The organism is Paenarthrobacter sp. NPDC089675, from assembly GCF_044749185.1.
GTDB lineage: Bacteria > Actinomycetota > Actinomycetes > Actinomycetales > Micrococcaceae > Arthrobacter.
In genome coordinates this window covers 15,364-38,372 of sequence record NZ_JBIVHM010000013.1, presented here as the reverse complement: position 1 = coordinate 38,372, position 23,009 = coordinate 15,364, and the positions used below count along the sequence as shown (strand labels likewise).

Below are 23,009 nucleotides of genomic sequence, written 5' to 3'. Positions count from 1 at the left end.
AACTGACGCTATGTCCGACGCCCAAGGACGCAAGATGTTCAAGCATTCCGGAACGGCTTTGCTGTTCCGTGGAGTGCTGGCCGTGCTCTTCGGCTTCATCATCGCGGCGCTGCCCGTGGCCACGCTGTTCGCCCTCATCTTTGTGTTCGCCGTCTTCGCGATCGCGGATGGCCTCACCAACATCGCGCATTACTTCTACGATCCATCCCGTCATTCACGGTGGTCGCTGATTGGCGGCTTTATCTCCATCGCGGCCGGCCTGGTGGCCATTGCATGGCCGGGCATGACGGCAGCCGCCCTCGGAGTGGTGATCGGGCTGTGGGCCTTGGTCCTCGGCGTTTCCGAAATCATCCTCGCGTTCGCTGCCCGGGAGGCGATCAACGGGTGGCCGGTGTGGTTGCTGACCGGGGCGGTGACGGCACTCTTCGGCGTCCTCCTGTTGGTCAATCCGGGCCTGGGTTTCCTGGGAATCGCAGGGTTCCTGGCCGCGTTCGCGGTCATCGCCGGCCTGCTGCTCATCGTCTGCGGCATCAGGCTGCGGAGGGGCTCGGCAACCACCGCGCTTTACGCCCACTGACGGTAGCAATCAGTCAGGAGGGGATGCGCGCAGCCCCAAGTTCGGTAAGTTAGTGGCTGTGAAGATAGCTACCTGGAACGTGAACTCCCTCCGCGCCCGCGCCGACCGCGTGGAAGCCTGGCTCGAGCGCAGCGACTGTGATGTCCTGGCCATCCAAGAGACCAAGTGCAAGGACGATAACTTCCCCTGGGAGCTGTTTGAGCGAATGGGCTACGAGGTGGCCCACTTCGGCGTGAACCAGTGGAACGGCGTGGCCATTGCCTCACGCGTTGGCCTCGAAGACGTGGAGCGCACGTTCCCGGACCAGCCCGCGTTCGGCAAAGCCGGCAAGGATCCTGCCCAGGAAGCCCGTGCGGTCGCTGCAACGTGCGGCGGAATCCGCGTCTGGAGCCTCTACGTCCCCAACGGACGTTCCCTTGACGACGAACACATGCCGTACAAGATCAAGTGGCTTGAGGTCCTCCGCGGCCAAGCCGCCGAATGGGTCCAGTCCGATCCCAATGCCCAGATCGCGCTCATGGGCGACTGGAACATCGCACCCTTCGACGACGATGTGTGGGACATCCAGTTGTTCCGCGACAACAACTTCACGCACGTCAGCGAACCCGAGCGCGCCGCGTTCCACGCCTTTGAAACCGCAGGCTTTACCGACGTCGTCCGCCCCTACACCCCCGGCCCGGGCGTCTACACGTACTGGGACTACACCCAGTTGCGCTTCCCCAAGAAGGAAGGCATGCGCATCGACTTCTGCCTCGCCTCGGCTCCCTTGGCCGCCCGGGTAACGGGTGCCTCGATCGACCGCGAGGAACGCAAGGGCAAGGGCGCCTCGGACCATGCTCCCGTGATCGTGGAGCTCGCAGACTAGTCAACCGCTGACTCGATTGAAAGGGGCTGGCCGGACATGAGTGGAAACCTGTACAGGGGCCAGGCCGGCCTGCCCTTTTCGTCATCCCTGCGCATTTACGAACCCCTGGAGGCCTTCCCGCCCGAACAGCAGCGCCAGCTCGTGGCGGACAGCGGCAGGGTCGGTTCCCGGGCCGCCGTCGAAAACGCGGAGCTGCAGGCCTCACTTGGCCGCATCACCCGCTCCGGCGGCGACCCCTTCCCTACCGGCCGGACAGACCTGGTGCGCATGACGCGCGTCCCCACGGGGCGGCATGCCGCCCCGGAGCCGGGCAAGGAAGGAACTGCGGACGACGGCGGTCGGCTGCTTTACTGCCCCAGCCAACTGGTGGTTCGCGCCGGCCTGGCGGCAAATGCCCTCATGGATGGTGTGCACAGCCCGCTGGCGGATCTGCTCATTCCCGTCTCGCAGCGGGACAAGCACCAGCTCCGGATCGATCGCATCAACGCAGGGGACGACGCGAAGCGCGTTCACACCAGGGCCTCCACGTGGGGCATCCCTTTCAGCTGGTTCTCGCTCTTCGCCGAGTCCGACCGCAAGGACGTTGTGGAGGCTGATGGCCACATCGTTACCGTCAGGGTCTGGACCCCGCTAACCGAAGCCCTCGACCGCGCGCGGTTCGCGGTCGCCCACCTTGCCCTGGCTGCTCCGGACCTGGACATGCTGGACGACCTGACGCAACTCACCGAGTGGCTGGAGCTCTTCCATGTCCAGTCCATGGTGGAGCTGGACTACGGGGCTGTGGCGGACAAGGTCTACCCCGATGAGTCACCCATGGACGTGCGCCTGGGCATCGAGTGCCTGGCCGAAGGGGATATGACAGGGGCCGCGGCAGCCTACCGTCGCCTGGCTTCGCGATGGATCCCCATCAGGCAGCTGGCGAGGGCTTCGTAGGCTGCGGGTTACCTAACCGCCGGGGGACAAAGCCCGGATATGGATTTCAACAGAGGATGTCAGGCATGGAACGCTCAAAGCAACGTGCGGAACGCAGGTACTGGCTTGTCCTCAGTCTCGTGTACGGGCTATCCCTGAGCGCCATCGGCTTCGGCCAAGGCGTGTGGATGCTGCTGTTTCCTGCGGCAACCTTGGCATTCATCGTGGTCCATGCGTTTGCCAGCGGGCAGGTGGTCAGCGGAAAACAGCGGTTCTCCACTGCAACGCCAGGTGTGGGCCTGCTGGCGATGGCCGGCGGTGCTGTGGCGATCCTGTTGAAGGGCGACGCAGCAGCCTTCTGGGCCATACCTCTGCTCAGTCTGGTTGGCTTTGGTGGAATGTTGTGGTTCCTGAGCCGCTATGGAAAGTACCACCACGGCGAGCAGGCGTGACCAGGGAACCCTTGGAAAACCCTAGCGGCAGGGTGGGGCCGTGGTCTCCCGGATGATGAGCTCATGCGGGGCTGTCTGCGAACGCACAGCCCCCGCATGACCGTCCAGTTCGTCGAGAAGCATTTTGGTGCCCAATTCGGCCTGGTTGTCCGGCCGTTGGCCAACAGTGGTCAGGCCGAGCGACTCGGAGAAGTCGTGGTCGTCGATGCCGATCACGGAAAGGTCTTCGGGCACACGCACCCCATGGCGTGCCGCTTCGAAGATTACGCCCATGGCCATCTCGTCCGACGAACAGAAGATCGCCGTCGGCTTCCGTCCCGGCTGGCTCCAGAGCCGGTTGAACGCCTGCTGCCCGCTGGCCACTGTGAAATCCCCCCATTCGTCCCATTCCGGGCGAACTTCCAGTCCGGCGTCGGACATCACTTCCTGGAAGGCGCGGATGCGGACGCGGGGGACGTCGAAATTAAGGTCCGTCTCGTCGTCGCCGTGAAGCAGCGCAATGTCCTTATGTCCGAGATCCAGCAGATGCCGCACGGCGGTGGACGCGGCGTCGTAATCGTTGATCCCGATGTAGGGGCAGTCCTCCACGTGCCCGCCAACCACCACCAGGGGGATGTCGATCTTGTGGAGGTGCTCCAACTCTTCCTCGCTCAAGGCCATACACAGCACCAGGAGGGCATCGATCTGCTTGTAGACCATGGTGGAACTGAACAGCCGCTCGCGGTTGCTGCCGTGGCCGCCCAGGTTGAACAGGGAAAGGTTGTACTTGCGCGAATGGAGCTCCCTGTCGGCACCCTCAATCGCCTTCGAGAAGAACCACCGGCTGACAAAAGGCGCCAGAACCCCGATGGTGCGGGTCCGCCCCGTTGCCAGGCCCGAAGCCGAGGATGAAGCAACGTACCCAAGCGACGCAGCGACGTCGAGGATCTTTTCACGCGTGGCCGGTGAAACCCGTGGCAGTCCCCGCACAGCCCTGGAGACCGTCGCGGTGGATACCCCGGCAGCGGCTGCGACGTCCTCGATGCTGACGCCCGTATGGCCACCGCGCTGGGACCGTTCGTTCGTTTTTGCCACTTAAGCCCCCTCATAGGTGCATGCCGAAGGCCGAGGGCTCCTTCCCAGACGGCGTTTCCAGCCTATCCGTCCGTGTGCCCGTCGCCATTTCGCAAAGCTTGTTTTCGACCCACTGTTAAGTTGAGGTGCTGTTGGATTGCTGATTTGGCCTCAATTGAGGCGCCGTGAGGTCCTTTCGGGAAGTTTGCGCCGGAGCCGGATCATGCCCCAGAGCGCCAGAACCGAAGCGAGGAGGCCCAGGGCCCAGCCCAATGCGGGCTGGGCCGTGAGTTCCATGTAGACAGTGACGGCCAGAAGGACCAGGGTCCAGAAACCCAGCAGCCCGATGATGATGTCGAAGTCCTCACCCGAGCGCACCCGCTTGGTTTCGGGATCGGCCCTTCGCGCGGCTGCGGCTTCCTGCCGTCGGCTGGCTGAGCTGCTCACTTCACAGCACCTGCCGTGAGTCCGGCGACGATCTTGCGCTGGAATACGAGCACGAGGATAACCAACGGAATCGTGACGATGGTTCCGGCGGCCATGACTGCCGTGTACGGCTCCTGGTGTGGTTGTGCACCGGCAAACGATGCGATAGCCACGGTGACCGTCTTGGTCTGGTCATTCGAGAGCTGGCTGGCGATGAGGAACTCGTTCCAAGCCGAAATGAACGCCAGGATAGCCGTGGTGAAGGTGGCCGGCGCCGCCAGCGGCAGGATCACCTTGCGGAAAGCCTGTCCCTGGGTGCAACCGTCAATGCGGGCCGCTTCCTCAAGCTCCCATGGCATTTCACGGAAGAACGAAGTCAGCGTGTAAACCGTCAGCGGGAGCACGAAGGAGATGTTCGGGATGATCAGCGCCTGGTAGGTTCCCATCCAGCCGATGTTGGTGAACAGCTGGAAAAGCGGGGTCACCAAGGCAACGCCCGGGAACATCGAGGCTCCGAGGATGAAGCCCAGCACGATGAACTTGAACCGGAAGTTCAAGCGGGCCAGCGCGTAGGCCGCGAACACGCCCACGAGCAGGGCCACGATCGTGGTCACGGCACCCACAATGAGGCTGTTGGCGAGGTTGCGCCCAAAGTGGTTGCCCAGGCTCTCGTCGAACACCGTGGCGAAGTTGTCCCACGTGACGTGCGTGAAGAAGGGCGTCGTATCGAAGGTGTAGCCGACATCGCGGAACGCGGTGACGATCATCCAATAGAACGGTGCCAGGCACCAGATCAGGATGATAATGGCGCTGATGTACGTTCGGAAGCTTCCCCAGTTGAAAGGCCGCTTTGGACGTTCGGTGGGGGCCGAAGTGGCCCTCGTTGCTGTAGCTGTGCTCATCTCACTTGGCCTTTCCCGAAGATGTGGCTGCACCCACTGCGTTCGCTCCCAGGAAGCGGACGAAGATGAAGGCCACAAGGAAGATGACTATGAAGGTGATGGTTGATAGCGCCGCAGCTGAGTTGAAGCCTTGCCGGATTTGTTGGACCACCAAAATGGACAATGTGGTGGTGCCGTTGGCGCCACCGGTCATGATGGCCGGGAGGTCGTACATACGGAGGGCGTCAAGCACGCGGAACAGGATGGCTACCATCAGTGCCGGCTTCACCAACGGAAGGGTGATCAGGCGGAACCGCTGCCAAGTGGAAGCACCGTCCACCTTCGCGGCCTCGTAGACCTCGTCCGGGATCAGCTGAAGGCCTGCGAGGATCAGCAGTGCCATGAACGGTGTGGTCTTCCAAACGTCGGAGATGACGATCGCCCACTTGGCCGGCCACTCCGAACCGGTCCAAAGGATCTGGGTGCCGAAAAGTTTGTTGGCGATGCCTTCGAAAGCGAAGATGAAGAACCAGAGCTTGGCCGTCACTGCGGTGGGGATGGCCCACGGGACCAGGACTGCTGCGCGGATGAGGCTCCGGCCGCGGAAAGCGCGGGCCATGATGATGGCCATCCAGAATCCCAGGACAGTCTCAAAAGCGACGGTTACTACCGTGAAGAAGAACGTAGTGCCCATGGAATCCCAGAACTGGGAACCCAAGGTACCGGGAGGACAAGCCACGGCACCGCCGGCAGGAGCAGTACATTGCTGGGCCAGCCAGTGCACATAGTTGTCGAAACCTGCCGGTCCGCCGTCGGAGAAGAACCCGGTGGCCGGATCGAGGCCCGAGTCCTTCTGGAAGGACATGATGATGGCGTTGATCACCGGGTAGATAATCACGATCGCCAGGAGGATCAAGGAGGGAGCGAGGAGGGTATAGGCCCAGCGGCCCTGTGTCACCTGCTTGCGGTCGGCGCTTTCGCGCCCGGGCATCTTGTGTTCGGCAGCCGTCGTCGTCTGCGGTTTTTGTAATTCTGTTGACATGACAAGACTCCTGTCAGGGAGAAGGCCGAGGCCGGAGTCCGGCCGTCCGCACCTCGGTGCGGACGGCCGGACGGTGGCCCGGTTGGTTACTTGGCTCCGGCCGACTCAATTGCCGCCTGCATGTCGGAGATGGCCGAGTCAACGGACTTCTCTCCCTTAAGTGCGGCGTAGGCGTTGTCCTGGACAGCCTTGGTGACTGCCGGGTAGAACGGGGTCACGGGGCGCGGGACTGCGTTCTGGATGGACGTCTTCAGAACCGGCAGGTAAGGCAGCTTGGTCACGAGTTCCTGATCGTCATAAAGCTTGGTCAGGACCGGAGCCAGGGAGCCCTGCGTGGCGTAGAAGCGTTGGGTTTCTTCGCTGGTGATGTACTTGATGAAGTCCGCAACGGTCGCCTTGTTCTTGGAGTAGACGCTCATGGCGATGTTGTGGCCACCAAGCGAGGAGGCGCCGGGGCCGGTCTTGCCCGGGAGCGGAGCCATCTTGAAGGTGTCCTTCACCGTGGAAGAACCGTCGGTCTTGGCGAGGTTGTAGACGTACGGCCAGTTGCGCAGGAAGAGGAGCTTGCCGGCTTCAAACGCCTGGCGGCCTTGCTCTTCCTGGAAGGTGATGGCCTCAGTGGGGATGTTGCCATCTTTGTACGCCTGGACGAGGTTGTTCAGGCCTGCCTTTGCTTCGGCCGAGTTCACGGCAGCCTTGCCGGAATCGTCAACGATCTTTCCACCTGCGGAGTTGATGGCTTCTGCCGCGTTGACGGTCAGGCCTTCATACTTCTGGAACTGGCCGGCGTAGCAGCCGATGTTGTTCTGCTTGGCGATATCGCACATCTTCATCATTTCGTCCCAGGTCTTGGGCGGAGTGGAGACGAGGTCGCCGCGGTAGTAAAGGATGCCGCCGTCCGAGCTTTGCGGAGCTGCATAAAGCGTGCCGTTGTACGTCGCGCTCTTTACAGTCGAATCCAGCATGCCGTCGGTCGAGATGGCGGTCTTGTCCTTGAGGGGCTGCAGCCAACCCTTGGCAGCAAATTCAGCCACCCAGATGAGGTCGACGCTCATGACGTCGTAGTTGGCGTTCTTGGCCTGGAAGTTCTGGACGAGGTCGTCGTGCTGCTGGTCAGCCTGGTCCGACTGCTCCTTGAACGTGACCTTCTCGTTCGGGTGTGCGGCATTCCACTTGTCGATGAGGGGACGGACAACGTTGCTGTTGTCCTTGCCCTGGACATACGTGATCGGCCCGCGTCCGTCAAGGTTGTTGGCTGCGTCGCCGCTGGCGCCGCCGGTGCTCGAGTTGCCGCCGCCACCCCCGCCGCCACATGCGCTGAGGGACATAGCCAGGACTCCGGCGATCGCTGCCGGAAGAAGGTACTTCTTCGATTTCATGCTGGGAACTCCTCGGTGAGTGGACCAGGTAATTTCCGCGATGCGGTTGATGTGGTGAGCCTCACACTAGCGAGCTACCCCAACAGAATGCAAGCGCTTACACCGAAGTTAATCACAACGATACCAAGTAAGCTGTCTATTCGTACTTTTGCGGGGTGTTTGGGCGCACATCGGCGCTCCATAGAATGGCCCGTCCGGGCCCTTTGGACCACAATTCGATTTGATTGCCTAAGGTTGCCTATGGAACAGTGGGAAGCGTGGATGAACTCGAAGCACTGCAAACCATCGGCCGGCTCATCAAAGAAGAACGGTTGGCCCAAGGGCTGAGCCAAGTACAACTGGCCAAGCAGGCCGGGACTGCCATCAAGACCGTCCGCACCCTGGAATCAGGCACGCGGCGGACGCAGGAGATCAACCAGCGCAAACTTGAGCATGCCCTCGGCTGGAGGGCGGGTTCGGTCTCGGAAGTCCTGAAAGGAAAATCCGGTTTTGCACCGGACCAAATCACGCCGGACGATATGCGCACCGGCGACGACGCACGGCCTCACGCAAACGCCCGGGCAGCTGTTCCCGCTGCTCCGATCGCAAGGGCGGCACATCTTTCCGACGAGGAACTCCTGGCGGAACTGACCTACCGGATGATGGAGCGCAACCGGGCCTAAAGCAACCGCAGCCGGCCTAGAGGGCTTGGCGGCGCACCATCTCATTGATCCAGGTCGGCGCAAACGGCGACGTGCAGTTCGGCGGTGTCGGGTAGTCCTTCAGCACTTCCAACCTTTCGCCGATCTCCAACGCCCTTGCGCGATCCCCGGGGTGTTCGATGCCGATTTGCGCCAGGCATTGGTTCATGGCCCATTGCAGCCGCTCCGGAGCCTGCTTCATCCGGAGCTCGATGATATCCAGGAGGCCGTCCAGATCCAGGCCCTCCGGCTTCTTGACGACCCGTTCCGACGTCAACGCCCAACCGGCGCTGGCCACGACGGGGTCCGGGTCAGCGAACCAGGCCCTCCGGAGTTCCTCGGCATGCGGACTCTTTTTGACCACATAGTTCACCAACCAGTCCTGGACCTTGGGCGTGCGAGCTGCCCGCAGCATGGCGTCGAGCTCGCCATAATCAAATGACTTGGGCCGGCAAACCAGCAATGACAGGAGCCTCGCGGCAGTGTCCCCTGTGGCCCAGAGTTCCAGCGCCAGGACCTGCTGGGTCTTCAATCGCTTGGCTAACGCCCGCAACTTGCCGAGATTCACGCCGTGGTCATCACCATGCTTTTCGTTGACTTCGCGCGAGCGGGGGTCCTCCAAAGCAGCAAGCTCCGCCATGACCTCGGCCAGGGTCGTCCCCGAGGCCAGGCTTTCAGCGCTTGCTTCGGTGACCGTGGTTGCAGCCATGAGTCTTCCTTCCTTGGCATGGGGAACATGCGGGTGCGGTATGGATTCTCAGCCTATCGGGCACTCCCGAAGCAGGACAGCAGCCCGCCGCGGCCGGTGGAGTCCGACCATGACGGGCTGCCGTATTTCGGTTGTTTGGAACTATTTCCCGCCCTTGAAGAGCCCGGCAATCTTCGAGCCCAGGTCCTTGACGTTCCCAGCTACGTCTCCAGCGATTTCCTTGGACTTTTCAGCCACATCACCTGCCAGCTCTTTGGCGTTTTCCCCGACATCGCCGGAGGAGAATTCCTTTACATTCTCCGCCGTGTCGCCCGCGAACTCCTTCACGTTTTCTGCGGCTTCACCAACAAATTCCTTGGCGTTCTCCAAAGCTTCGCCGGCAAATTCCTTCGCATTGCCTGCTGCGTTTTCTGCGGCTCCCGCTCCGGTGGCGTCTTCACTCATGGTGTTCTCCTCTGTAACGGTGGACGGAGACCGTGACAGCTGCTGTACCCGCCGTCAGCGGTCCGGACGTGCAAAGGGGAACACTTCCCCTCGTTTCAAACTATTGCCCTGTGGAGCTGCTTGGCAATGTTGACGATCACGTGCGCAACATCGGCAAACAGGGGTAAAAGTCAGCGAACCCGCTCGGCTTTGGTCAATTTAGCCCGTGCGCCTGAGACCATGTGCACCAAAACGGGTGTCCTTTTCCCAATGACCAGGTCCAAGGCTTCCACCAATTGCGAGACCTCGGCGGCCAGGTAATGCGGAGCCACCCCTTGCCGGGGCTGCACCCGTATTCGGAGCCCGGGCTGCCCTTGGACCTCGTAAGTGGCCACGGAGAACCCCGCCAAGTCGGGACGCTCGGACAGGGCCGCACGAAGGGCTTGCTCGGCCACACCGCCCCCGATCCGCACTTCGCCGGCCACGCGACTGTCATCATCGCTGGCAACGAGCAGGTTGGACTTGCCCTTGCCTTGTTGGGATAGCCAGGCGACCATCGCAACGATGATCAGTACAAGCACCAGACCCGCCACTATCCAGAGCCAGCTTTCTTCGCGCCCGGGGAATCGTGTCCGCCGGAAAGCTTCCTCGGCGTCTGCCCATACCGAAGCGGCCCATCCGTGCCACCAGGCGGCTACCGCAGGAACGGCGGCCAGCAATACCAGCAGCATCCCCACGGCGAGGAGTTTCACTCCGATGATGAAAAGCAACACCCGGTTCAGTACCCGCGGAGTTCCGTTCACGCGCCGACCACCCCCGACGTACCCAGATTGACCCGCACTTCCGGCAGGGGCACCGGAGACATTTCCTCCAATTCCGCCTGCACCGCGGCAAGGACGGCTTCCTCGCTGACCGGGCTGCCCGACGTCGGACGTACGTTAACCACCACCTGGCGCTGCGAAACCACCACCATCACTTGTTCCTGGGTGACGTTGGCTGCAAGGCGCGCACGACGCGCCAGCGCGGAGGCGAGGACTTCGTCGTCAACCACGACGGCGATGCGCGGGTCGCGCAGCAGATGCCTCGCCCGCCTGCCCGGCAACACGGCATGAAGGAAGAAGAACAGTCCGAACATGGCGATGACCGCGCCGGATGCCCCGAGCAGCAAAGGCGATATTCCGGCCGGCAGTGCAATGATGCGCTCAGCCGCGGTCCCCGGATCGATAAGCCACGGGGGCTGGCCAAGTGCCCGGACCGCGGACTCCAGAAGGGCGTAGACGCAAAGAACGATCACCAGCACCGCTGCGATTCCTGCCGCTCCGGCGCGGGAAGAATGTGTTTCCCTGCGGAGGATGCGGGCCATGCCGGGTTCCTCGCCGGCCACCGGGTTGGGTTCCACAGCGTCTCCGAAGCCCTGAGCCGGCACTCCTGTCTCCTGATCCTGGGTCACTGTACCCGCCCTCCTTCGGTGACCTGCGCCCCGCTGATGCGGATGTCCACGCGGCTCAGCTGCGAGCCGCTCAGCCGCGTCACAGTCTCAAGCACAGTGGCCTTGGCCGCGACGGCGCGCTCCCAGATGGAACCGCCCAGCGCTTGCACCCTTAGCGGATTTCGCAGCACGTCGCCCAAGGCGGGGATACTGATCGGTGCGACGATGGACAAGGCCAGCAGGCCGTCGTCGTCCGACCAATCCGCCCGGATGTCGCTTGAGGCGACGCCGAGCGCCTCGGCCGCCGCGGCCTGGGCCAAGGAAGTCAAAGCCTGGGTACTGATCCGGTTGTGGCCGGCCAGGCTGGTGGTGGTCTCCACAGCCTCAGCCACGCTCATGAGGACGAGCGCCGGCCCGTAATGGCGTCGAGGACGCTGCGGAGATCCAGCTTGCCGTCAGCGGCCCGACCCAAAAGGGCGCCGATGCCCATGAACAACAACGAAATAACGAAGCCCCAGAAGCCGAACTGGAAGGACATGAACGCTACGAAAGCGCCGATCGCTATACCTACTACAGTCATGCTCACTGCAACGCCTCCCTCTCCACCGCGACTGTCCGGGCACCTACCGGCTTGGGTGGCGGAGCTATATATACGTCGGTGATTTCGATATTGACCTCGATCACCTGGAGGCCAACCAGCTGCTCAACTGCCCCGTAGACGGCGGCACGGACCTGGTTGGCGACGCTGTGGAGGGGGTGTCCATAGACGGCGACGAGGTTGATGTCCACTGCCACCTGGGTTTCGCCGACCTCGGCACGGACACCCGCCGAGTGGTCCGAACTGCCCACGGCATCGCGTATTGCGCCCAAGGCCCGGGATGGGCCTGAACCGAGGGAGTAGACACCCGGAACTGCCCGTGCGGCGATGCCTGCCACCTTGGCCACTGCTGCTTCGGAGATGATGGTGCGCCCGGTACCGAGGACGGCACCTTCAGGCACAGGATTGAGCTGGACGTCCTGCTCAGGAACGTTTTGACCTGGCAAGTTTTGATCCGTCATGGAGCACTCCCCTTCTCTTGACTACCACCCTAACGCTTGCCTCCGACGCTTTGTGAGAGAAGGGGAGTGTGCGGCGCGCTACTTGCAGTTCTTGTCCATCCAGTCTTGGATCGGCTGGACCAAACGTTCGAATTCCGGGTCGCCATACTTGCTGAAGTCTGTTCCTGCCGCTTCCGTGAAGGCCCGGAGCTTTTCAAAATGCGGTTTCAGCTCCTCGGGCACTTTGCCCTGCATTTGCGATAGTTCCTGCTTCGCTTTCTCAATGTCTTCAGGATTTCCTCCAACCAGCGCAGACAACGGGAGGATGGTGACGCTGAGCATGGTGGCGCTCACGGAGATACAGGCCTCGGACATCGACGTGAACGCGCCGTAGCTTCCTCCGGCCCGTGGCGTGGAGCTGGTCGAAGGGCCTGCGCTTCGGGTGGGTGCCGCGATGCTTGTAGGACCGGCGCTGATCTCGGCACTCGGCTGCGCCTCGCTGGTCCGGGCGGGTGCCGCGGCGGGAAGCGGGAACGCACAGGCGCTGAGCACAATTGCCGCTCCCATCAGCATTCCGAGCATTGTGGACGTGCGTGAATGACTGGTCGTAGGCATGTTTCCCCCCGTTTGGATATGTGCGATGACGAGCAGGCGAGGGCAAGAATACGCCGCGGAGCCCCGGCTGAACAGAGTGTGAGTTATCCACATATGGCTTTCTTCGCCGTGAAATCGGGGAAGCCCCCTGCCTAGACTGACGGGCACTACGCCAAACAGCTTCTGGGGGAGCAACCATGCCGCGCTTTTCGCCTGCCCGCCTATTTCTCTCTGCCCGCTTCGCGGCCGCCGCGTTCGCGGTGGGCACCATGCTGTTCCTGGGAGGTTGCCAGGGCGGCAATCCGCCTTCTGCGCCAGGCACGACGACGGCGACACCCACCGTAACTGCCTCAGGGCCCGGAATTCCCAGCCTGACAATCACCACCCCGTCAGGCGTCTACAAGCCGGCCGATTCAAAGGGAAAGCGCAGAACGTCCCTGTTCCTGTGATGCCGGCGCTGGCGAAGGAGAACTCGAAGGAAGGGCTGGAGGCGTTTGTCCGGTATTGGTACGCGCAACTCTCATACGTTGATGAAACCGGCGAGATGTCGGGATGGCTTCCATTGTTCACGGAGGATTGCAGGCTTTGCGTCGGCCTCCGAAAGTCGGGCGAAGACGGCTACACGAAAGGCAGATGGCTGGAAGGAGGACGCATAAGCGTTCCGTCCGTCGAAGTTCAATGGAAAACCATGTCTGGCCCGCTTGCAACTAAAGTGCAGGTCGTCCAGGAGGCCATCAAGTTACCACAATGCCGATGGAACGAACGGACGAGCTGCTTCAGAAGCCTCTAATGATGCCTTCGCGCTCTTTGCCAGCTTTTCGGACGACGCTTGGAAAGTAGTGGACCTTGGCGTCATCGCATAGACCGGGGCCTTTGTCCTGTCTTTGCCATCCGGCGTTGTGGGTCGGCGTACTCCTGGCCTTCGGAACCCAAACGGCGGTAGCTGCCGACGACTTATGGGCTGAAAATAATGCGGGCGATCGGGGAATTGACCTGAACGCCCGGTTCACCATCAACCCTGAGACCGGCCAACTCACGTCCACGCTCCAAACGGGCAACGAGGCGGCAAGCGCAACTGAGGATCCCAATCAGTACATGGCCGATACGCACTGCCGTGCCGACGGACCGGACACCGTGGACCCCGGCTGCCTCGCACTGACCTGCCCACCCAACGGCATGAGCGGCCAGGACGGCACCCCCGTGATCCGGAAGGAAGCACCCAAAGCCATCACCAACCCCGGATGGACAGACTGGACTCCCGTCAGCGGCCCCACCTGCCTCTACGGCCCAGAACCCCAAGACGTCCTGGCCAACATCGCAGCCCGCATCCTCACCGACTTCCGCCAACTACCCATCAACCCCGGAACACTCCAAGCCCAACCCTTCCCCAACACCCTCACCGGCGGACCCACCAACTTCTACACCACCACCACCGAACAACCCTTCGACCTCACCATCCTCGGCCAACACATCCACCTCGCCGCAACACCCACCACCCACACCTACACCTACGGCGACGGCCAAACCCTCGAACCCACACCAGCACCCGGCTACACCCTCCCGGACACCGCCTGGCTCACCCAAGACACCCGAACCAGCCACACCTACACCACCACCGGCAACTACCCCATCACCGCCACCACCACCTTCACCGGCACCTACACCGTCAACAACGGCCCACCCCTGCCCATCAACGGAACCCTCAACCTCACCACCCCACCCAAAACCATCCGAGTCTGGAAAACAGAAACAGCCCTCGTCGCCGACACCTGCGAACAAAACCCCAAATCCTGGGGCTGCCCGGGCGCAGACCGTTGAGGCCCTGAACACCGCAGCAGCCTGCTTTTCATTTGAAGGCACCCGGGTCATTTGAAGGCACCCGGGCTTGCATGAATAATCAGCATGCTTACAATAAGACACCGAACTATGTTGGTTCGCTCGATACTTCGTGAAGGAGCGCAGTCATGGCAACGGATTATGACGACCTGCGTCCAGAGGTCAAGGAAGCCCAGGAGCAGTCCCTTGAGGCTCTGCAGACGGCCAAAGCACCCACGGCCATGACCGCCGTGCTGGAAGTGGAAGAGAGCGACGAGCCGGATTCCAGCACCCCCGCGGGTGAGTTCATCGCGGAAGAACTGATCGTCAACGTCATCCCTCCCCAGGAGGATGAGTTCACTTGCTCATCGTGCTTCCTGGTTCACCACCGATCCCAAATCGCCCGCGAAAAGGACGGCCTAGCCTACTGCACGGAATGCGAAGGCTGACTCACCAACGGATTCCGGCTTCCAGCATCGGCAGAACGATGGGACGGGACACCGCCAGTTCCCGTTCCATCGAGGCCATGATCTCCCGCGCCAGCGCAGCATCCAAAAGTACATTTTCCGGCGCAACCGCGGCAGCACCCGTCGCCAGGGTGAGCGGGTGCTGTTCCACCGCCGTGTCTTGCAACCCGCCAAGGTGTTCCCGTGCTACGTGGTCAGCACTCCCCGGTGACCCCGAATTTCAATCATCAATGTTTCCCCAATGCGCTGATGTTCGACGTTTCCATTGAATGAGTGCATTTGCAGTGCATTTCGTTTCACGGAAACGCCTGCCTGCCAAGAAAGCGGCCGGACCAACACGAGGATTTAGTGTTAAAGAAGAAAAGCACCAGTTCCGAAGAACTGATGCTTCCCAGTGGTGGCTCCGACCGGCGTCGATCCGGTGACCTTTCGATTTTCAGTCGAACGCTCTACCAACTGAGCTACAGAGCCTAGGTGACTTGTCACCTTGAGAACCGAAATTTCTTCCGGCGCTCAGAGCGACCCTGACGGGACTTGAACCCGCGACCTCCGCCGTGACAGGGCGGCGCGCTAACCAACTGCGCTACAGGGCCTTGCTTTGCGGTATCGCTACCGCGTTTTTTTCAAGGCTTCCAGCTTACCAGACTTTTTCAGTCCGATTTACCACTTGCCTTGCGTACCCCCAACGGGATTCGAACCCGTGCCGCCGCCGTGAAAGGGCGGTGTCCTAGGCCGCTAGACGATGGGGGCCTGAACTCAATTCGAATTTCGCAACAGGACACAACGCTTTACGCGTTCTTTTCTGCTCTCGCTCGTCCGAACTGGACTCTAAAACTTTAGAGCATAGATAGCCGGATTCCAAAATCGAGGCCAGGGTGACCTCGGACACGTGCATCCCGGAGCCCTCGAAGATTGGCAGCTTCTTGCCGTGAAGCGTCCGAAAACCGCCAGTCCGGCAGGGGTTCCCACGACTAGATTTGGTCTATGACAACCACCACCCCGGCCGAACCCGGCCAGCCTTCCGAGGACTTGCAGCGCACCATCCCTGCGCCGGCAGCTCCCATCAGCAAAGCCGGCATCGCCGCCGTCGTCGTAACGGTCGTCCTCTGGGCTTCCGCCTTCGTTGGGATCCGGGCAGTTGGCCCCAGCTTTTCCCCCGGCTCCCTAACGCTCGGGCGTTTGGCGGTCGCCGCCGTCGTACTTGGAATCGTGGTGCTCCCGAGCCTCAAGGTGTGGCCCAAAGGGCGCGAGTGGCTGCCGATCGTGGCCTACGGAGTGATGTGGTTCGGCGGCTACAACGTGGCCCTGAATGCGGCAGAGCACATGCTCGACGCCGGCACCAGCGCCATGCTGATCAACGTCTCGCCGATCCTGATCGCCATCCTGGCCGGTGTCGTCCTCAAGGAGGGGTTTCCGCGGTGGCTGCTGATCGGCAGTGCGGTGGCTTTCGGCGGCGTCGCGATGATCGCCCTCGGTTCCGGGCAACGCTCGACGGCGGACGTGGCGGGCGTGTTGTTGTGCTTGCTTGCCGCTGTGCTCGCCTCAGTGAGCGCCATCCTGCAGAAGCCCGTACTGCGCAAGTTCACCGCCGGGCAAGCAACTTGGTTCGGCATCATGGTGGGCACCGTTTGCTGCCTGCCGTGGACGGGCCAGTTGATCAGCGAGATCCAGGCAGCCCCGCCGGCGGCAACGGCCGGCCTCGTGTATCTGGGTGTCTTTCCCACGGCGATCGCCTTCACCACGTGGGCTTACGCGTTATCCCTCATTTCCGCCGGCAAGCTGGCCGCCACGACGTACCTGGTCCCGGGCACAACCATCCTGATCTCGTGGGCCGTCCTCCAGGAAGTCCCCACCATCTGGGGACTTCTGGGTGGCCTCATCTGCCTGGTGGGCGTGGGGCTGACCCGGCGCAGCCCAAAACGGCGCAACTCAAAACAGCCCAGCCCAAAACGGCCCAGCTCAAAAGCGGAGAACACGGCGAACTAACGCGCCATACCCGCCAGGAGCTCGCGGTGCGTGGGCGGGTTGGCCCCGGGGCGACCAACGGTGATCGAGGCCGCCATGGACGCCGTGGTGCCGATCCGCTCCAGGACGGTCGGAGCCATGCCGTCGCTGCCGCGCAGGAGCAATCCCATGATCAGGGCGGACATATAGGAGTCGCCGGCGCCGATGGTGTCGGCGACCTCCGACGGAATGGCGGGCACGTTCAGCTGCATGTGGCGGGTGGCCATATGCGATCCGTTGGGGCCTTGGGTCACCACGGCCAGGCCCGTGCCCAAGGACAGCAGGTGGCTGGCCGTGTCCTCCAGCGCCTTGCCCGGATACAGCCAGCGGGCGTCGTCGTCGCTCATCTTGATGACGTCGGTCAGCGGAACCAGCTCTTCGAACAGGCTGAGGGCTTCGTGGTGGCTGCCGAGCAGATCAGTGCGGATATTGGGATCGTAGGTGACCATGCAGCCGCCTTGGGCCTGTTCCAGGAGGCTCCGGACCACGCTCGCTCCGGGTTGGAGGAACGTGGCGATTGAACCCGTGTGCAGGATTTTCGGAGCATACGGCAGGACGATCGGCGATAGCGCCCAGTCAATCTCGAATGTGTATTCAGCGGAACCGTCGGCGGCAATCTGCGCCGTAGCAGTGGCCGTTCGGCCCAGCGATTTGGACCCGGGCAGCAGCACCACTCCGGCGCTCTGCAAGTGCTCGGCGATGGCGTCTCCCCTGGCATCGCGCCCAATGGCCGTCAGCAAACCGGCCTTCACGTCCAGGCGGCCAAGACCATAGGCAACATTGGCGGGTGAACCGCCCGGGTACTCGGTCTGCCCGTCAGGCGACTGCACGATGTCGATCAGCGCCTCGCCCACAACGACGACGTCGAGTGGCTCAGGCGCGAGGGAAGGGTTGGCGGTCATGCGGTTCCTGTTCGTTGGATGGGGAGGTGCGGGGGTGCAGCCACGGAATGCCGGTCGACGAGCGGACATTCGAACAATTCAGTGTGGCCCGGAGATGGCGTACCGGCAAGGATCAACTCCACGGCACGCCTCCCCATGTGGATGAAGGGAAGTTCCAGGGTGGTCAACCCCGGCCTCAAATGCGGTGCGAGGGACTCTTGGTTGTCGAAGCCCACCACGGAAACGTCGTCCGGAATGGACAACCCGAGGGACGCGAGCGCCTGGTAGGCACCCCACGCCGTGCGGTCGTTGCCGCAGAAGATCGCTGTTGGCGGTTCCACCGTGGACATGAGGTTGAGCGTTTCCCGGTAGCCGCCCGTTTCCTGTCCGTCGCCCGGGCGGTGCAGTCCGCCGTCGTAAGGCAGGCCCGCCTCCGCGAGCGCCTTCCGGTACCCTTCAAGGCGCCCGACGACGGCGGGCAGTCCGTCCTGCACCTCACCGATGTTGATGAATCCGATCCTTCGGTGGCCCGCATCGATGAGCTTCCGGGCGGCGGCGTAGCCGCCGAGCACTTCCGAGGGCGCGATGCTCGCGAAAGTGCCGCTGCGGTCCCGGGCGTTGAGCACGACGGCGGGAACCTCACCCAAGGCTGCCGGGACGTCCACCAGCTGGTGGTACATCGAGGCGTAGACCACCCCGGCTACTTTGTGCGAGAGCATGGCCTCAAGGGAGGCGGCTTCGAGGTCTTTGTCTCCGCCCGTATTGACGGTGAGGAGCAGCATGCCGGCTTCCCACGCGCGGGCTTGCGCTCCCTCGATGATCTTGCCGGCAAAAGGCGCTGTGGCCACGTGGTCGCCAACGAAGCCGATCATTCCTGCCACGCCATCGCGGAGCACTTTTGCGTGGGCGTTGGTGCGGTAGCCGAGCTCGCGGGCTGCTTGCTGGACGCGCAGGCGGGTTTCCTCGGAGACGCGGACACCGCCGGCGCCGTTCAGGACCAAGGAGACGGTTGCCTGGGAGACTCCGGCGGCCGCCGCGACATGGTTCATCGTGGGGCCGGCCTTTGTGCCGGAGCGGGTCATGGGCCTGTCCTAGGTGAGATTTTCGACGGTTGGTTATACGCATAACCGACCTCGAAAACAGTATCTGTCCTCTCCACGGGCGTCAATGGTTCCATCGGCCGCTAGAGTCGGACCATGCCCGTGAATCTTCCTCCCGGCCTCCCGATCGTTCCTGGCGGCGACCGCCCTTCATCACCGCTGCACGGGCGCGCCACGGAAGGGACTGCCGATGAGTCGAACGTGACGCGCGGACCGGTGCACAGCCCGGCGGAAGAATCCGGCCTCCCTGACGGCGCACCTTTCGAAATGTCGCCGGAGGAATTCGAGGCAGCCGTGGCCGATGCCCTGCAAATGATTCCGCCGAAGGCGGCCGGCGCCATGGACAATGTAGCGATCTTCATCGAAGACGATTACACCCCGCAACCCGGCGAAGATCCGGACACCGTGCTGCTGGGACTTTACGAGGGTGTACCACTGACCGAACGCGACTCCTGGTGGGAGGCCGGCTCACTGCCTGACCGGATCACTATCTTCCGCCAGCCGATCCTGGACATCTGCACCACCCGCGACGAAGTCATCGATGAGGTGGCCATAACCGTGGTCCACGAGATTGCCCACCACTTCGGGATCGACGACGACCGGCTTCATGAACTCGGGTGGGGCTAGCCTTGTAAGCATGGGGCACGACCACAACCACTCGCACGGAATCACAGCAACCGGCAAACACCGCAAACGCCTTATCGCCGTCCTGGGCATCACCCTGGGGGTGGTCGGCATCCAGGTGATCGGCGCCGTCGTCTCCGGCTCGCTTGCGTTGCTCGCCGACGCCGGTCATATGCTTTCGGACGCAGCCGGCGTCTTTATCGCACTCATGGCCGCCTGGATCGCGACCCGGCCCGCCAGCGACCAGCGAACGTATGGCTACCAGCGCGCGGAGGTGCTGGCCGCACTGGCAAACGCCCTGATCCTCATCGTGATTGCAGTGGTGATCATGATCGAGGCTATACGGCGCTTTGGTGAAACCCCGGAAATCCACACGGACATCATGCTGTGGGCAGCCATCCTTGGCGCCGTAGCCAACCTCATTTCCCTGTTGATCCTGCAAGGGGCGCAGAAGGAGAGCCTCAACGTCCGCGGCGCCTACCTCGAAGTCCTCGGCGACCTGCTCGGCTCCATTGCGGTCATCATCGCCGCGATAGTCATCATGACCACAGGGTTCAGCGCGGCCGACCCCATCGCGTCGGTCCTGATTGCCCTCATGATCATTCCCCGCGCCTGGCACTTGCTGCGCGACGTGGTGGACGTACTGCTGGAGGCCACTCCAAAGGGGGTGGACGTGAACATGATCCGCGAGCACATCCTGGCCGTGGACGGGGTGGTGGAGGCGCACGACATCCACATCTGGACCATTACGTCCGGCGTTCCCGTCTTCTCGGCACATGTGGTGGTGGAGGACGACGTCCTGAATGCCACCGGGGCAGACAGCATCCTCGACCAACTGGGCTCCTGCCTGGGCCGCCACTTCGACACCGAGCACTGCACATTCCAGTTGGAGCCCGTCAGCCATTCAGAGCACGAGTCACACCAGCACGCCTAGGATCCTGCTGCCGGGACCACCGTACCCGCGGCGCCATCCACCGTGATCGTCTGGCCGGTAGCCAAGCGGACAGTGGCATCCGGCACGCCAACCACCGCCGGAATGCCGTATTCACGAGCCACGACGGCTCCGTGCGAGTTGGGGCCTCCCATTTCCATGACCAGCCCGCCGGCAGTCAGGAAGAGTGGCGTCCACCCTGGATCCGTGGATGGCGCCACCAGGATCTCGCCGGGTTCCAGATGCGCGCCCACCGGGTCCAGGATCACGCGGGCTGGCGCCGTGACGCTCCCGGCGGAAGCCGGACTGCCGGCCAGGCCGCCTGAGACGTTGCCCTTGCCGCCAAGCATCCCCGTGGCTTCCGGTTCGGTTCCGTCGGACAAGAGAACCCTGGGGATGTGCCTTCGCCGAAGTTCCAATTGGTACGCCTCCCTGCGTTCGGCCACCAACGGCTGGAGGCCCGTACCGGCCAGGGCAAGCTCAACGTCATTGAAATCCAGGAAGAAAATGTCACCTTCCCCGTCAATCAGGCCTTCCTTCGCCAGTTCGGCACCTATGGCAAGCAACTGTGCGCGGGCCGCGGCCAGGCCAAGGACCAGGTTGTATTTGGGCAGTTCCCGCAATCCGGCGAAGCGGCGCGTCCGGTCCAGTGCTGCACGGACGATCATTGCGTGGACGGGGCTCTTGGACCTGGCACGGGCCACCAGGCGGGAAACTTGCTCCCCGGCTTCGGTGGCCGCCTTTTCGAACTGCTGGTCCGGTGCCGCGGCACCGGGCTCCAGTCGAAGGTAGTTGGCAATGACGCCCAGAATGTGGGTGGGGTCCTCCGACCAACGCGGCATGCCCAGATCAATCTCGGCGACGGCCCGGTGGCCGTAGGTGGCCAGGAACTTTTCGACGCCGGACTGGGACCTTGGCGGCAGGGTACCGGCCTTGTACGCGTCGCTTAGTCCGGCTGCGGTCCTTGCGCCGAAGAAGTCCACGGCTTCAGGGTCCCGGCGGATCCTGGAGGCCAAATCCCAAAGAGCCAGGTCCATCTCCGTGGTGACGTTGTTGGGCAGCCCCCGGATCACGGTCTGGAGCTCGTTATAGGACACCTCCGGTCCAAGGATCTTGCGGACCAATGCCAGCAAGGCGAAGCCCAAGGCGGGAAGCGGCAGGACTTGGGGGACGGTGGCAAAGATTCCGTTGCCCAGGATTTGCTCGGCAAACCGCAGGCGTTCGCGCACTGGCGCGTTGGCAGGCACCTCCAAGGTGGCCGCGAGTTGCTGGTTGAGTTTGTCCACGCGCCGCATTGCTGCGTCTGGCCTGAAGAGTGCCCGCAGAAGCGTCTCGGGAACCCTGTACTTGGCCGCCACCGGGCCCACATGCCGCAGCAGCTTCAAGGGAGTCTTGCTGGTCACGGAAAAACGCGGGTCTTCACCCAGGCCGCGGATCAGGGCGGCAGAGCGGGCTTCCATGATGTCGAAAACGCGTGGAACGATCCCGCGGCCCACCTTGTTGCGAAGAACAGCGGTGACGTCGAAGAAGATCCGCTGACCGGCCTCGTAATAGGGCGAAGGTCCTGAACGCGGATCAGGAACCTCGAAATTCGCGGTCCGCGCCACACAGGACGCGATCAGCCGGATCCCCGCCAACCCCATGGGAGTCAGCGGCCTGGTGAGGCCCTGCGCCAGACTGAAATTCAGGAATGCGTGTTCGCCCGGGAGCGCAGGGTTCCTGGTGGTTTGCGGATACAGCGTGGTGATGGGCCGCGCCTGTGTGAGCCAAAGCTTCCCGGTCCCGTCAATGGCCCACTCCGTATCCTGCGGGGAAGAATAATGTTCCTCTACGCGTCGTCCCAGCGCGGCCAGGGAGCGGACCTGTTCATCACTCAGGCAAGGTCCGGCGGGTTGTCCGCCATGTCCCCCTTCGATCCGTTCGGTCCCGCCACCCGGCAGTGAACGGATTTCCACCTGCCGGTCACCCGGCGTGCGTTTCAAGATACTTCCCGTTTGGACATCCACCACGTATTGGTCCGGGTTCACGGCTCCCGAAACAACTGCCTCGCCCAGCCCTGGACTGGCATCGATGACTGCTTCCCGCCGCCTGCCCGTCACAGGATTGGCCGTGAACATGACCCCGGCAGACGCGGACTGGACCATCTCCTGCACCACCACGGCCAACGCCACGCTGGAATGGTCAATGCCGTTGGTGGTCCGGTAGCTCACGGCCCGATCTGTCCAAAGCGAGGCCCAACACCGGCTCACCGCTTCCAGGACGGCTTCGACCCCCACCACGTTCAGGAATGTGTCCTGCTGGCCTGCGAAGCTCGCGAACGGCAAATCCTCGGCAGTGGCCGAGGACCTCACGGCAACGGGAACGTCCGAGCCCAAAGCCTGGTAGGCCGCACGTACTTCCGAAGCAATCTCAGGAGGAATCCCGGTTTCAAGGACCAGGGACCGTGCCCGGGCGGCAAGGGAGTTCAGCCGTTCCGGCTCGGAGCCGGCAGCATCCGCCAAGCCCGTGTACACCTCACCCAGCCCGGACAAGGCCAACGACTGGCGGTAGGCCGCCGTCGTCAGGCAGAAACCCCGCGGGACCGGCAGTCCGACCGCGGTCAGTTCGCCGAGGTTTGCCGCTTTGCCGCCAACCTCCGGAATCATCCCCGCCCGGATCTCGTCAAGGCGCAGGATGTAACCAGGGCCGTCAACGTCCTGCTGTTGCGGCCGCATCTGCTCCGGCGCC

General features: G+C 62.9%; 29 protein-coding genes and 3 tRNA genes. 12 read left to right on the top strand and 20 right to left on the bottom strand.

Annotated elements, in window-relative coordinates; translation table 11 throughout:
* The first annotated feature begins 10 nt into the window (after positions 1-10).
* The 4 genes from ACIPY2_RS20270 to ACIPY2_RS20255 all read left to right on the top strand — a co-directional run bounded on the left by ACIPY2_RS20270 (position 11) and on the right by ACIPY2_RS20255 (position 2,806).
* Positions 11-577, top strand: coding sequence for an HdeD family acid-resistance protein (locus ACIPY2_RS20270; protein ID WP_400268196.1), 567 nt, complete (start codon positions 11-13; stop codon positions 575-577).
* Positions 578-635: 58 nt separating this feature from the next.
* Positions 636-1,442 (top strand): exodeoxyribonuclease III, encoded by an 807-nt coding sequence (locus tag ACIPY2_RS20265; RefSeq protein ID WP_400268195.1) that lies wholly within the window; start codon positions 636-638, stop codon positions 1,440-1,442.
* Positions 1,443-1,478: 36 nt separating this feature from the next.
* Positions 1,479-2,375 (top strand): hypothetical protein, encoded by an 897-nt coding sequence (locus ACIPY2_RS20260; protein WP_400268194.1) that lies wholly within the window; start codon positions 1,479-1,481, stop codon positions 2,373-2,375.
* A gap of 65 nt (positions 2,376-2,440) precedes the next feature.
* Positions 2,441-2,806, top strand: a complete 366-nt coding sequence (locus ACIPY2_RS20255; RefSeq protein ID WP_400268193.1) for a hypothetical protein — start codon at positions 2,441-2,443, stop codon at positions 2,804-2,806.
* A gap of 21 nt (positions 2,807-2,827) precedes the next feature.
* On the opposite strand, the gene ACIPY2_RS20250 is transcribed toward ACIPY2_RS20255, so the two are convergent.
* The 5 genes from ACIPY2_RS20250 to ACIPY2_RS20230 form a co-directional block, all read right to left on the bottom strand.
* Positions 2,828-3,880, bottom strand: coding sequence for a LacI family DNA-binding transcriptional regulator (locus ACIPY2_RS20250; RefSeq protein ID WP_400268192.1), 1,053 nt, complete (start codon positions 3,878-3,880; stop codon positions 2,828-2,830).
* Between the two features lie 150 nt (positions 3,881-4,030).
* On the bottom strand, positions 4,031-4,306 hold the full coding sequence (locus ACIPY2_RS20245) for a hypothetical protein (protein ID WP_400268191.1): 276 nt from the start codon (positions 4,304-4,306) through the stop codon (positions 4,031-4,033).
* Positions 4,303-5,187 (bottom strand): carbohydrate ABC transporter permease, encoded by an 885-nt coding sequence (locus ACIPY2_RS20240; protein ID WP_400268190.1) that lies wholly within the window; start codon positions 5,185-5,187, stop codon positions 4,303-4,305. The genes ACIPY2_RS20245 and ACIPY2_RS20240 overlap by 4 nt, the downstream gene beginning before the upstream one ends.
* Position 5,188: 1 nt before the next feature.
* Positions 5,189-6,208: a carbohydrate ABC transporter permease gene (locus tag ACIPY2_RS20235; protein WP_400268189.1), complete on the bottom strand. Its 1,020-nt coding sequence runs from the start codon at positions 6,206-6,208 to the stop codon at positions 5,189-5,191.
* Positions 6,209-6,294: 86 nt separating this feature from the next.
* Positions 6,295-7,587 carry an ABC transporter substrate-binding protein gene (locus tag ACIPY2_RS20230; protein WP_400268188.1) on the bottom strand — a complete coding sequence of 431 codons (1,293 nt, stop codon included), beginning with the start codon at positions 7,585-7,587 and terminating at the stop codon, positions 6,295-6,297.
* A 257-nt stretch (positions 7,588-7,844) separates the two neighbouring features.
* Between ACIPY2_RS20230 and ACIPY2_RS20225 the strand changes: the two genes are divergently transcribed.
* Positions 7,845-8,249: a multiprotein-bridging factor 1 family protein gene (locus ACIPY2_RS20225; RefSeq protein WP_400268187.1), complete on the top strand. Its 405-nt coding sequence runs from the start codon at positions 7,845-7,847 to the stop codon at positions 8,247-8,249.
* Positions 8,250-8,265: 16 nt separating this feature from the next.
* On the opposite strand, the gene ACIPY2_RS20220 is transcribed toward ACIPY2_RS20225, so the two are convergent.
* From ACIPY2_RS20220 to ACIPY2_RS20185, 8 genes are all read right to left on the bottom strand, one after another.
* Positions 8,266-8,976 (bottom strand): DNA alkylation repair protein, encoded by a 711-nt coding sequence (locus tag ACIPY2_RS20220; RefSeq protein WP_400268186.1) that lies wholly within the window; start codon positions 8,974-8,976, stop codon positions 8,266-8,268.
* Between the two features lie 141 nt (positions 8,977-9,117).
* Entirely contained in the window at positions 9,118-9,420 is a 303-nt protein-coding gene (locus ACIPY2_RS20215; protein ID WP_400268185.1) for a hypothetical protein, read from the bottom strand.
* 170 nt (positions 9,421-9,590) lie between these two features.
* Positions 9,591-10,202, bottom strand: a complete 612-nt coding sequence (locus ACIPY2_RS20210; RefSeq protein WP_400268184.1) for a hypothetical protein — start codon at positions 10,200-10,202, stop codon at positions 9,591-9,593.
* On the bottom strand, positions 10,199-10,849 hold the full coding sequence (locus ACIPY2_RS20205; RefSeq protein ID WP_400268183.1) for a DUF6286 domain-containing protein: 651 nt from the start codon (positions 10,847-10,849) through the stop codon (positions 10,199-10,201). Before ACIPY2_RS20205 ends, ACIPY2_RS20210 begins: the two co-directional genes overlap by 4 nt.
* Positions 10,846-11,226, bottom strand: a complete 381-nt coding sequence (locus ACIPY2_RS20200; protein WP_400268182.1) for a hypothetical protein — start codon at positions 11,224-11,226, stop codon at positions 10,846-10,848. Before ACIPY2_RS20200 ends, ACIPY2_RS20205 begins: the two co-directional genes overlap by 4 nt.
* Positions 11,223-11,414: a DUF2273 domain-containing protein gene (locus ACIPY2_RS20195; RefSeq protein ID WP_021471114.1), complete on the bottom strand. Its 192-nt coding sequence runs from the start codon at positions 11,412-11,414 to the stop codon at positions 11,223-11,225. The genes ACIPY2_RS20200 and ACIPY2_RS20195 overlap by 4 nt, the downstream gene beginning before the upstream one ends.
* Entirely contained in the window at positions 11,411-11,887 is a 477-nt protein-coding gene (locus ACIPY2_RS20190; RefSeq protein WP_400268181.1) for an Asp23/Gls24 family envelope stress response protein, read from the bottom strand. Before ACIPY2_RS20190 ends, ACIPY2_RS20195 begins: the two co-directional genes overlap by 4 nt.
* A 78-nt stretch (positions 11,888-11,965) precedes the next feature.
* The gene (locus tag ACIPY2_RS20185) at positions 11,966-12,481 is read right to left on the bottom strand and encodes a hypothetical protein (protein ID WP_400268180.1); all 516 of its coding nucleotides are present in this window, start codon (positions 12,479-12,481) and stop codon (positions 11,966-11,968) included.
* Between the two features lie 176 nt (positions 12,482-12,657).
* Between ACIPY2_RS20185 and ACIPY2_RS20180 the strand changes: the two genes are divergently transcribed.
* The 4 genes from ACIPY2_RS20180 to ACIPY2_RS20165 all read left to right on the top strand — a co-directional run bounded on the left by ACIPY2_RS20180 (position 12,658) and on the right by ACIPY2_RS20165 (position 14,724).
* Complete coding sequence (locus ACIPY2_RS20180; RefSeq protein ID WP_400268179.1) at positions 12,658-12,909, top strand: hypothetical protein; 252 nt, start codon at positions 12,658-12,660, stop codon at positions 12,907-12,909.
* Positions 12,909-13,250 carry a DUF6318 family protein gene (locus ACIPY2_RS20175; RefSeq protein WP_400268245.1) on the top strand — a complete coding sequence of 114 codons (342 nt, stop codon included), beginning with the start codon at positions 12,909-12,911 and terminating at the stop codon, positions 13,248-13,250. Before ACIPY2_RS20180 ends, ACIPY2_RS20175 begins: the two co-directional genes overlap by 1 nt.
* 107 nt (positions 13,251-13,357) lie before the next feature.
* Positions 13,358-14,278 carry a hypothetical protein gene (locus ACIPY2_RS20170; protein ID WP_400268178.1) on the top strand — a complete coding sequence of 307 codons (921 nt, stop codon included), beginning with the start codon at positions 13,358-13,360 and terminating at the stop codon, positions 14,276-14,278.
* A gap of 146 nt (positions 14,279-14,424) precedes the next feature.
* Positions 14,425-14,724 (top strand): DUF4193 domain-containing protein, encoded by a 300-nt coding sequence (locus tag ACIPY2_RS20165; RefSeq protein WP_400268177.1) that lies wholly within the window; start codon positions 14,425-14,427, stop codon positions 14,722-14,724.
* A 1-nt stretch (position 14,725) separates the two neighbouring features.
* Here the strand turns inward: ACIPY2_RS20165 and ACIPY2_RS20160 are convergent, their stop codons facing one another.
* From ACIPY2_RS20160 to ACIPY2_RS20145, 4 genes are all read right to left on the bottom strand, one after another.
* On the bottom strand, positions 14,726-14,893 hold the full coding sequence (locus ACIPY2_RS20160) for a hypothetical protein (protein ID WP_400268176.1): 168 nt from the start codon (positions 14,891-14,893) through the stop codon (positions 14,726-14,728).
* Between the two features lie 244 nt (positions 14,894-15,137).
* A tRNA-Phe gene (locus ACIPY2_RS20155) sits at positions 15,138-15,213 on the bottom strand.
* Between the two features lie 48 nt (positions 15,214-15,261).
* A tRNA-Asp gene (locus ACIPY2_RS20150) sits at positions 15,262-15,335 on the bottom strand.
* Between the two features lie 84 nt (positions 15,336-15,419).
* Positions 15,420-15,492, bottom strand: a tRNA-Glu gene (locus tag ACIPY2_RS20145).
* Positions 15,493-15,726: 234 nt separating this feature from the next.
* Here ACIPY2_RS20145 and ACIPY2_RS20140 point away from each other — a divergent pair.
* On the top strand, positions 15,727-16,728 hold the full coding sequence (locus tag ACIPY2_RS20140; RefSeq protein ID WP_400268175.1) for a DMT family transporter: 1,002 nt from the start codon (positions 15,727-15,729) through the stop codon (positions 16,726-16,728).
* On the opposite strand, the gene ACIPY2_RS20135 is transcribed toward ACIPY2_RS20140, so the two are convergent.
* A complete protein-coding gene (locus ACIPY2_RS20135) occupies positions 16,725-17,648 on the bottom strand; it encodes a carbohydrate kinase (protein ID WP_400268174.1) in 924 nt (307 codons plus the stop codon). The two genes, ACIPY2_RS20140 and ACIPY2_RS20135, sit on opposite strands and share 4 nt — an antisense overlap.
* On the bottom strand, positions 17,645-18,709 hold the full coding sequence (locus ACIPY2_RS20130; RefSeq protein ID WP_400268173.1) for a LacI family DNA-binding transcriptional regulator: 1,065 nt from the start codon (positions 18,707-18,709) through the stop codon (positions 17,645-17,647). Before ACIPY2_RS20130 ends, ACIPY2_RS20135 begins: the two co-directional genes overlap by 4 nt.
* Positions 18,710-18,823: 114 nt before the next feature.
* Between ACIPY2_RS20130 and ACIPY2_RS20125 the strand changes: the two genes are divergently transcribed.
* Positions 18,824-19,354 (top strand): metallopeptidase family protein, encoded by a 531-nt coding sequence (locus ACIPY2_RS20125; RefSeq protein WP_400268172.1) that lies wholly within the window; start codon positions 18,824-18,826, stop codon positions 19,352-19,354.
* Positions 19,355-19,364: 10 nt separating this feature from the next.
* Positions 19,365-20,285, top strand: coding sequence for a cation diffusion facilitator family transporter (locus tag ACIPY2_RS20120; RefSeq protein ID WP_400268171.1), 921 nt, complete (start codon positions 19,365-19,367; stop codon positions 20,283-20,285).
* On the opposite strand, the gene ACIPY2_RS20115 is transcribed toward ACIPY2_RS20120, so the two are convergent.
* On the bottom strand, positions 20,282-22,996 hold the full coding sequence (locus ACIPY2_RS20115; protein ID WP_400268244.1) for a PEP/pyruvate-binding domain-containing protein: 2,715 nt from the start codon (positions 22,994-22,996) through the stop codon (positions 20,282-20,284). The genes ACIPY2_RS20120 and ACIPY2_RS20115 overlap by 4 nt on opposite strands.
* Positions 22,997-23,009: the final 13 nt, after the last annotated feature.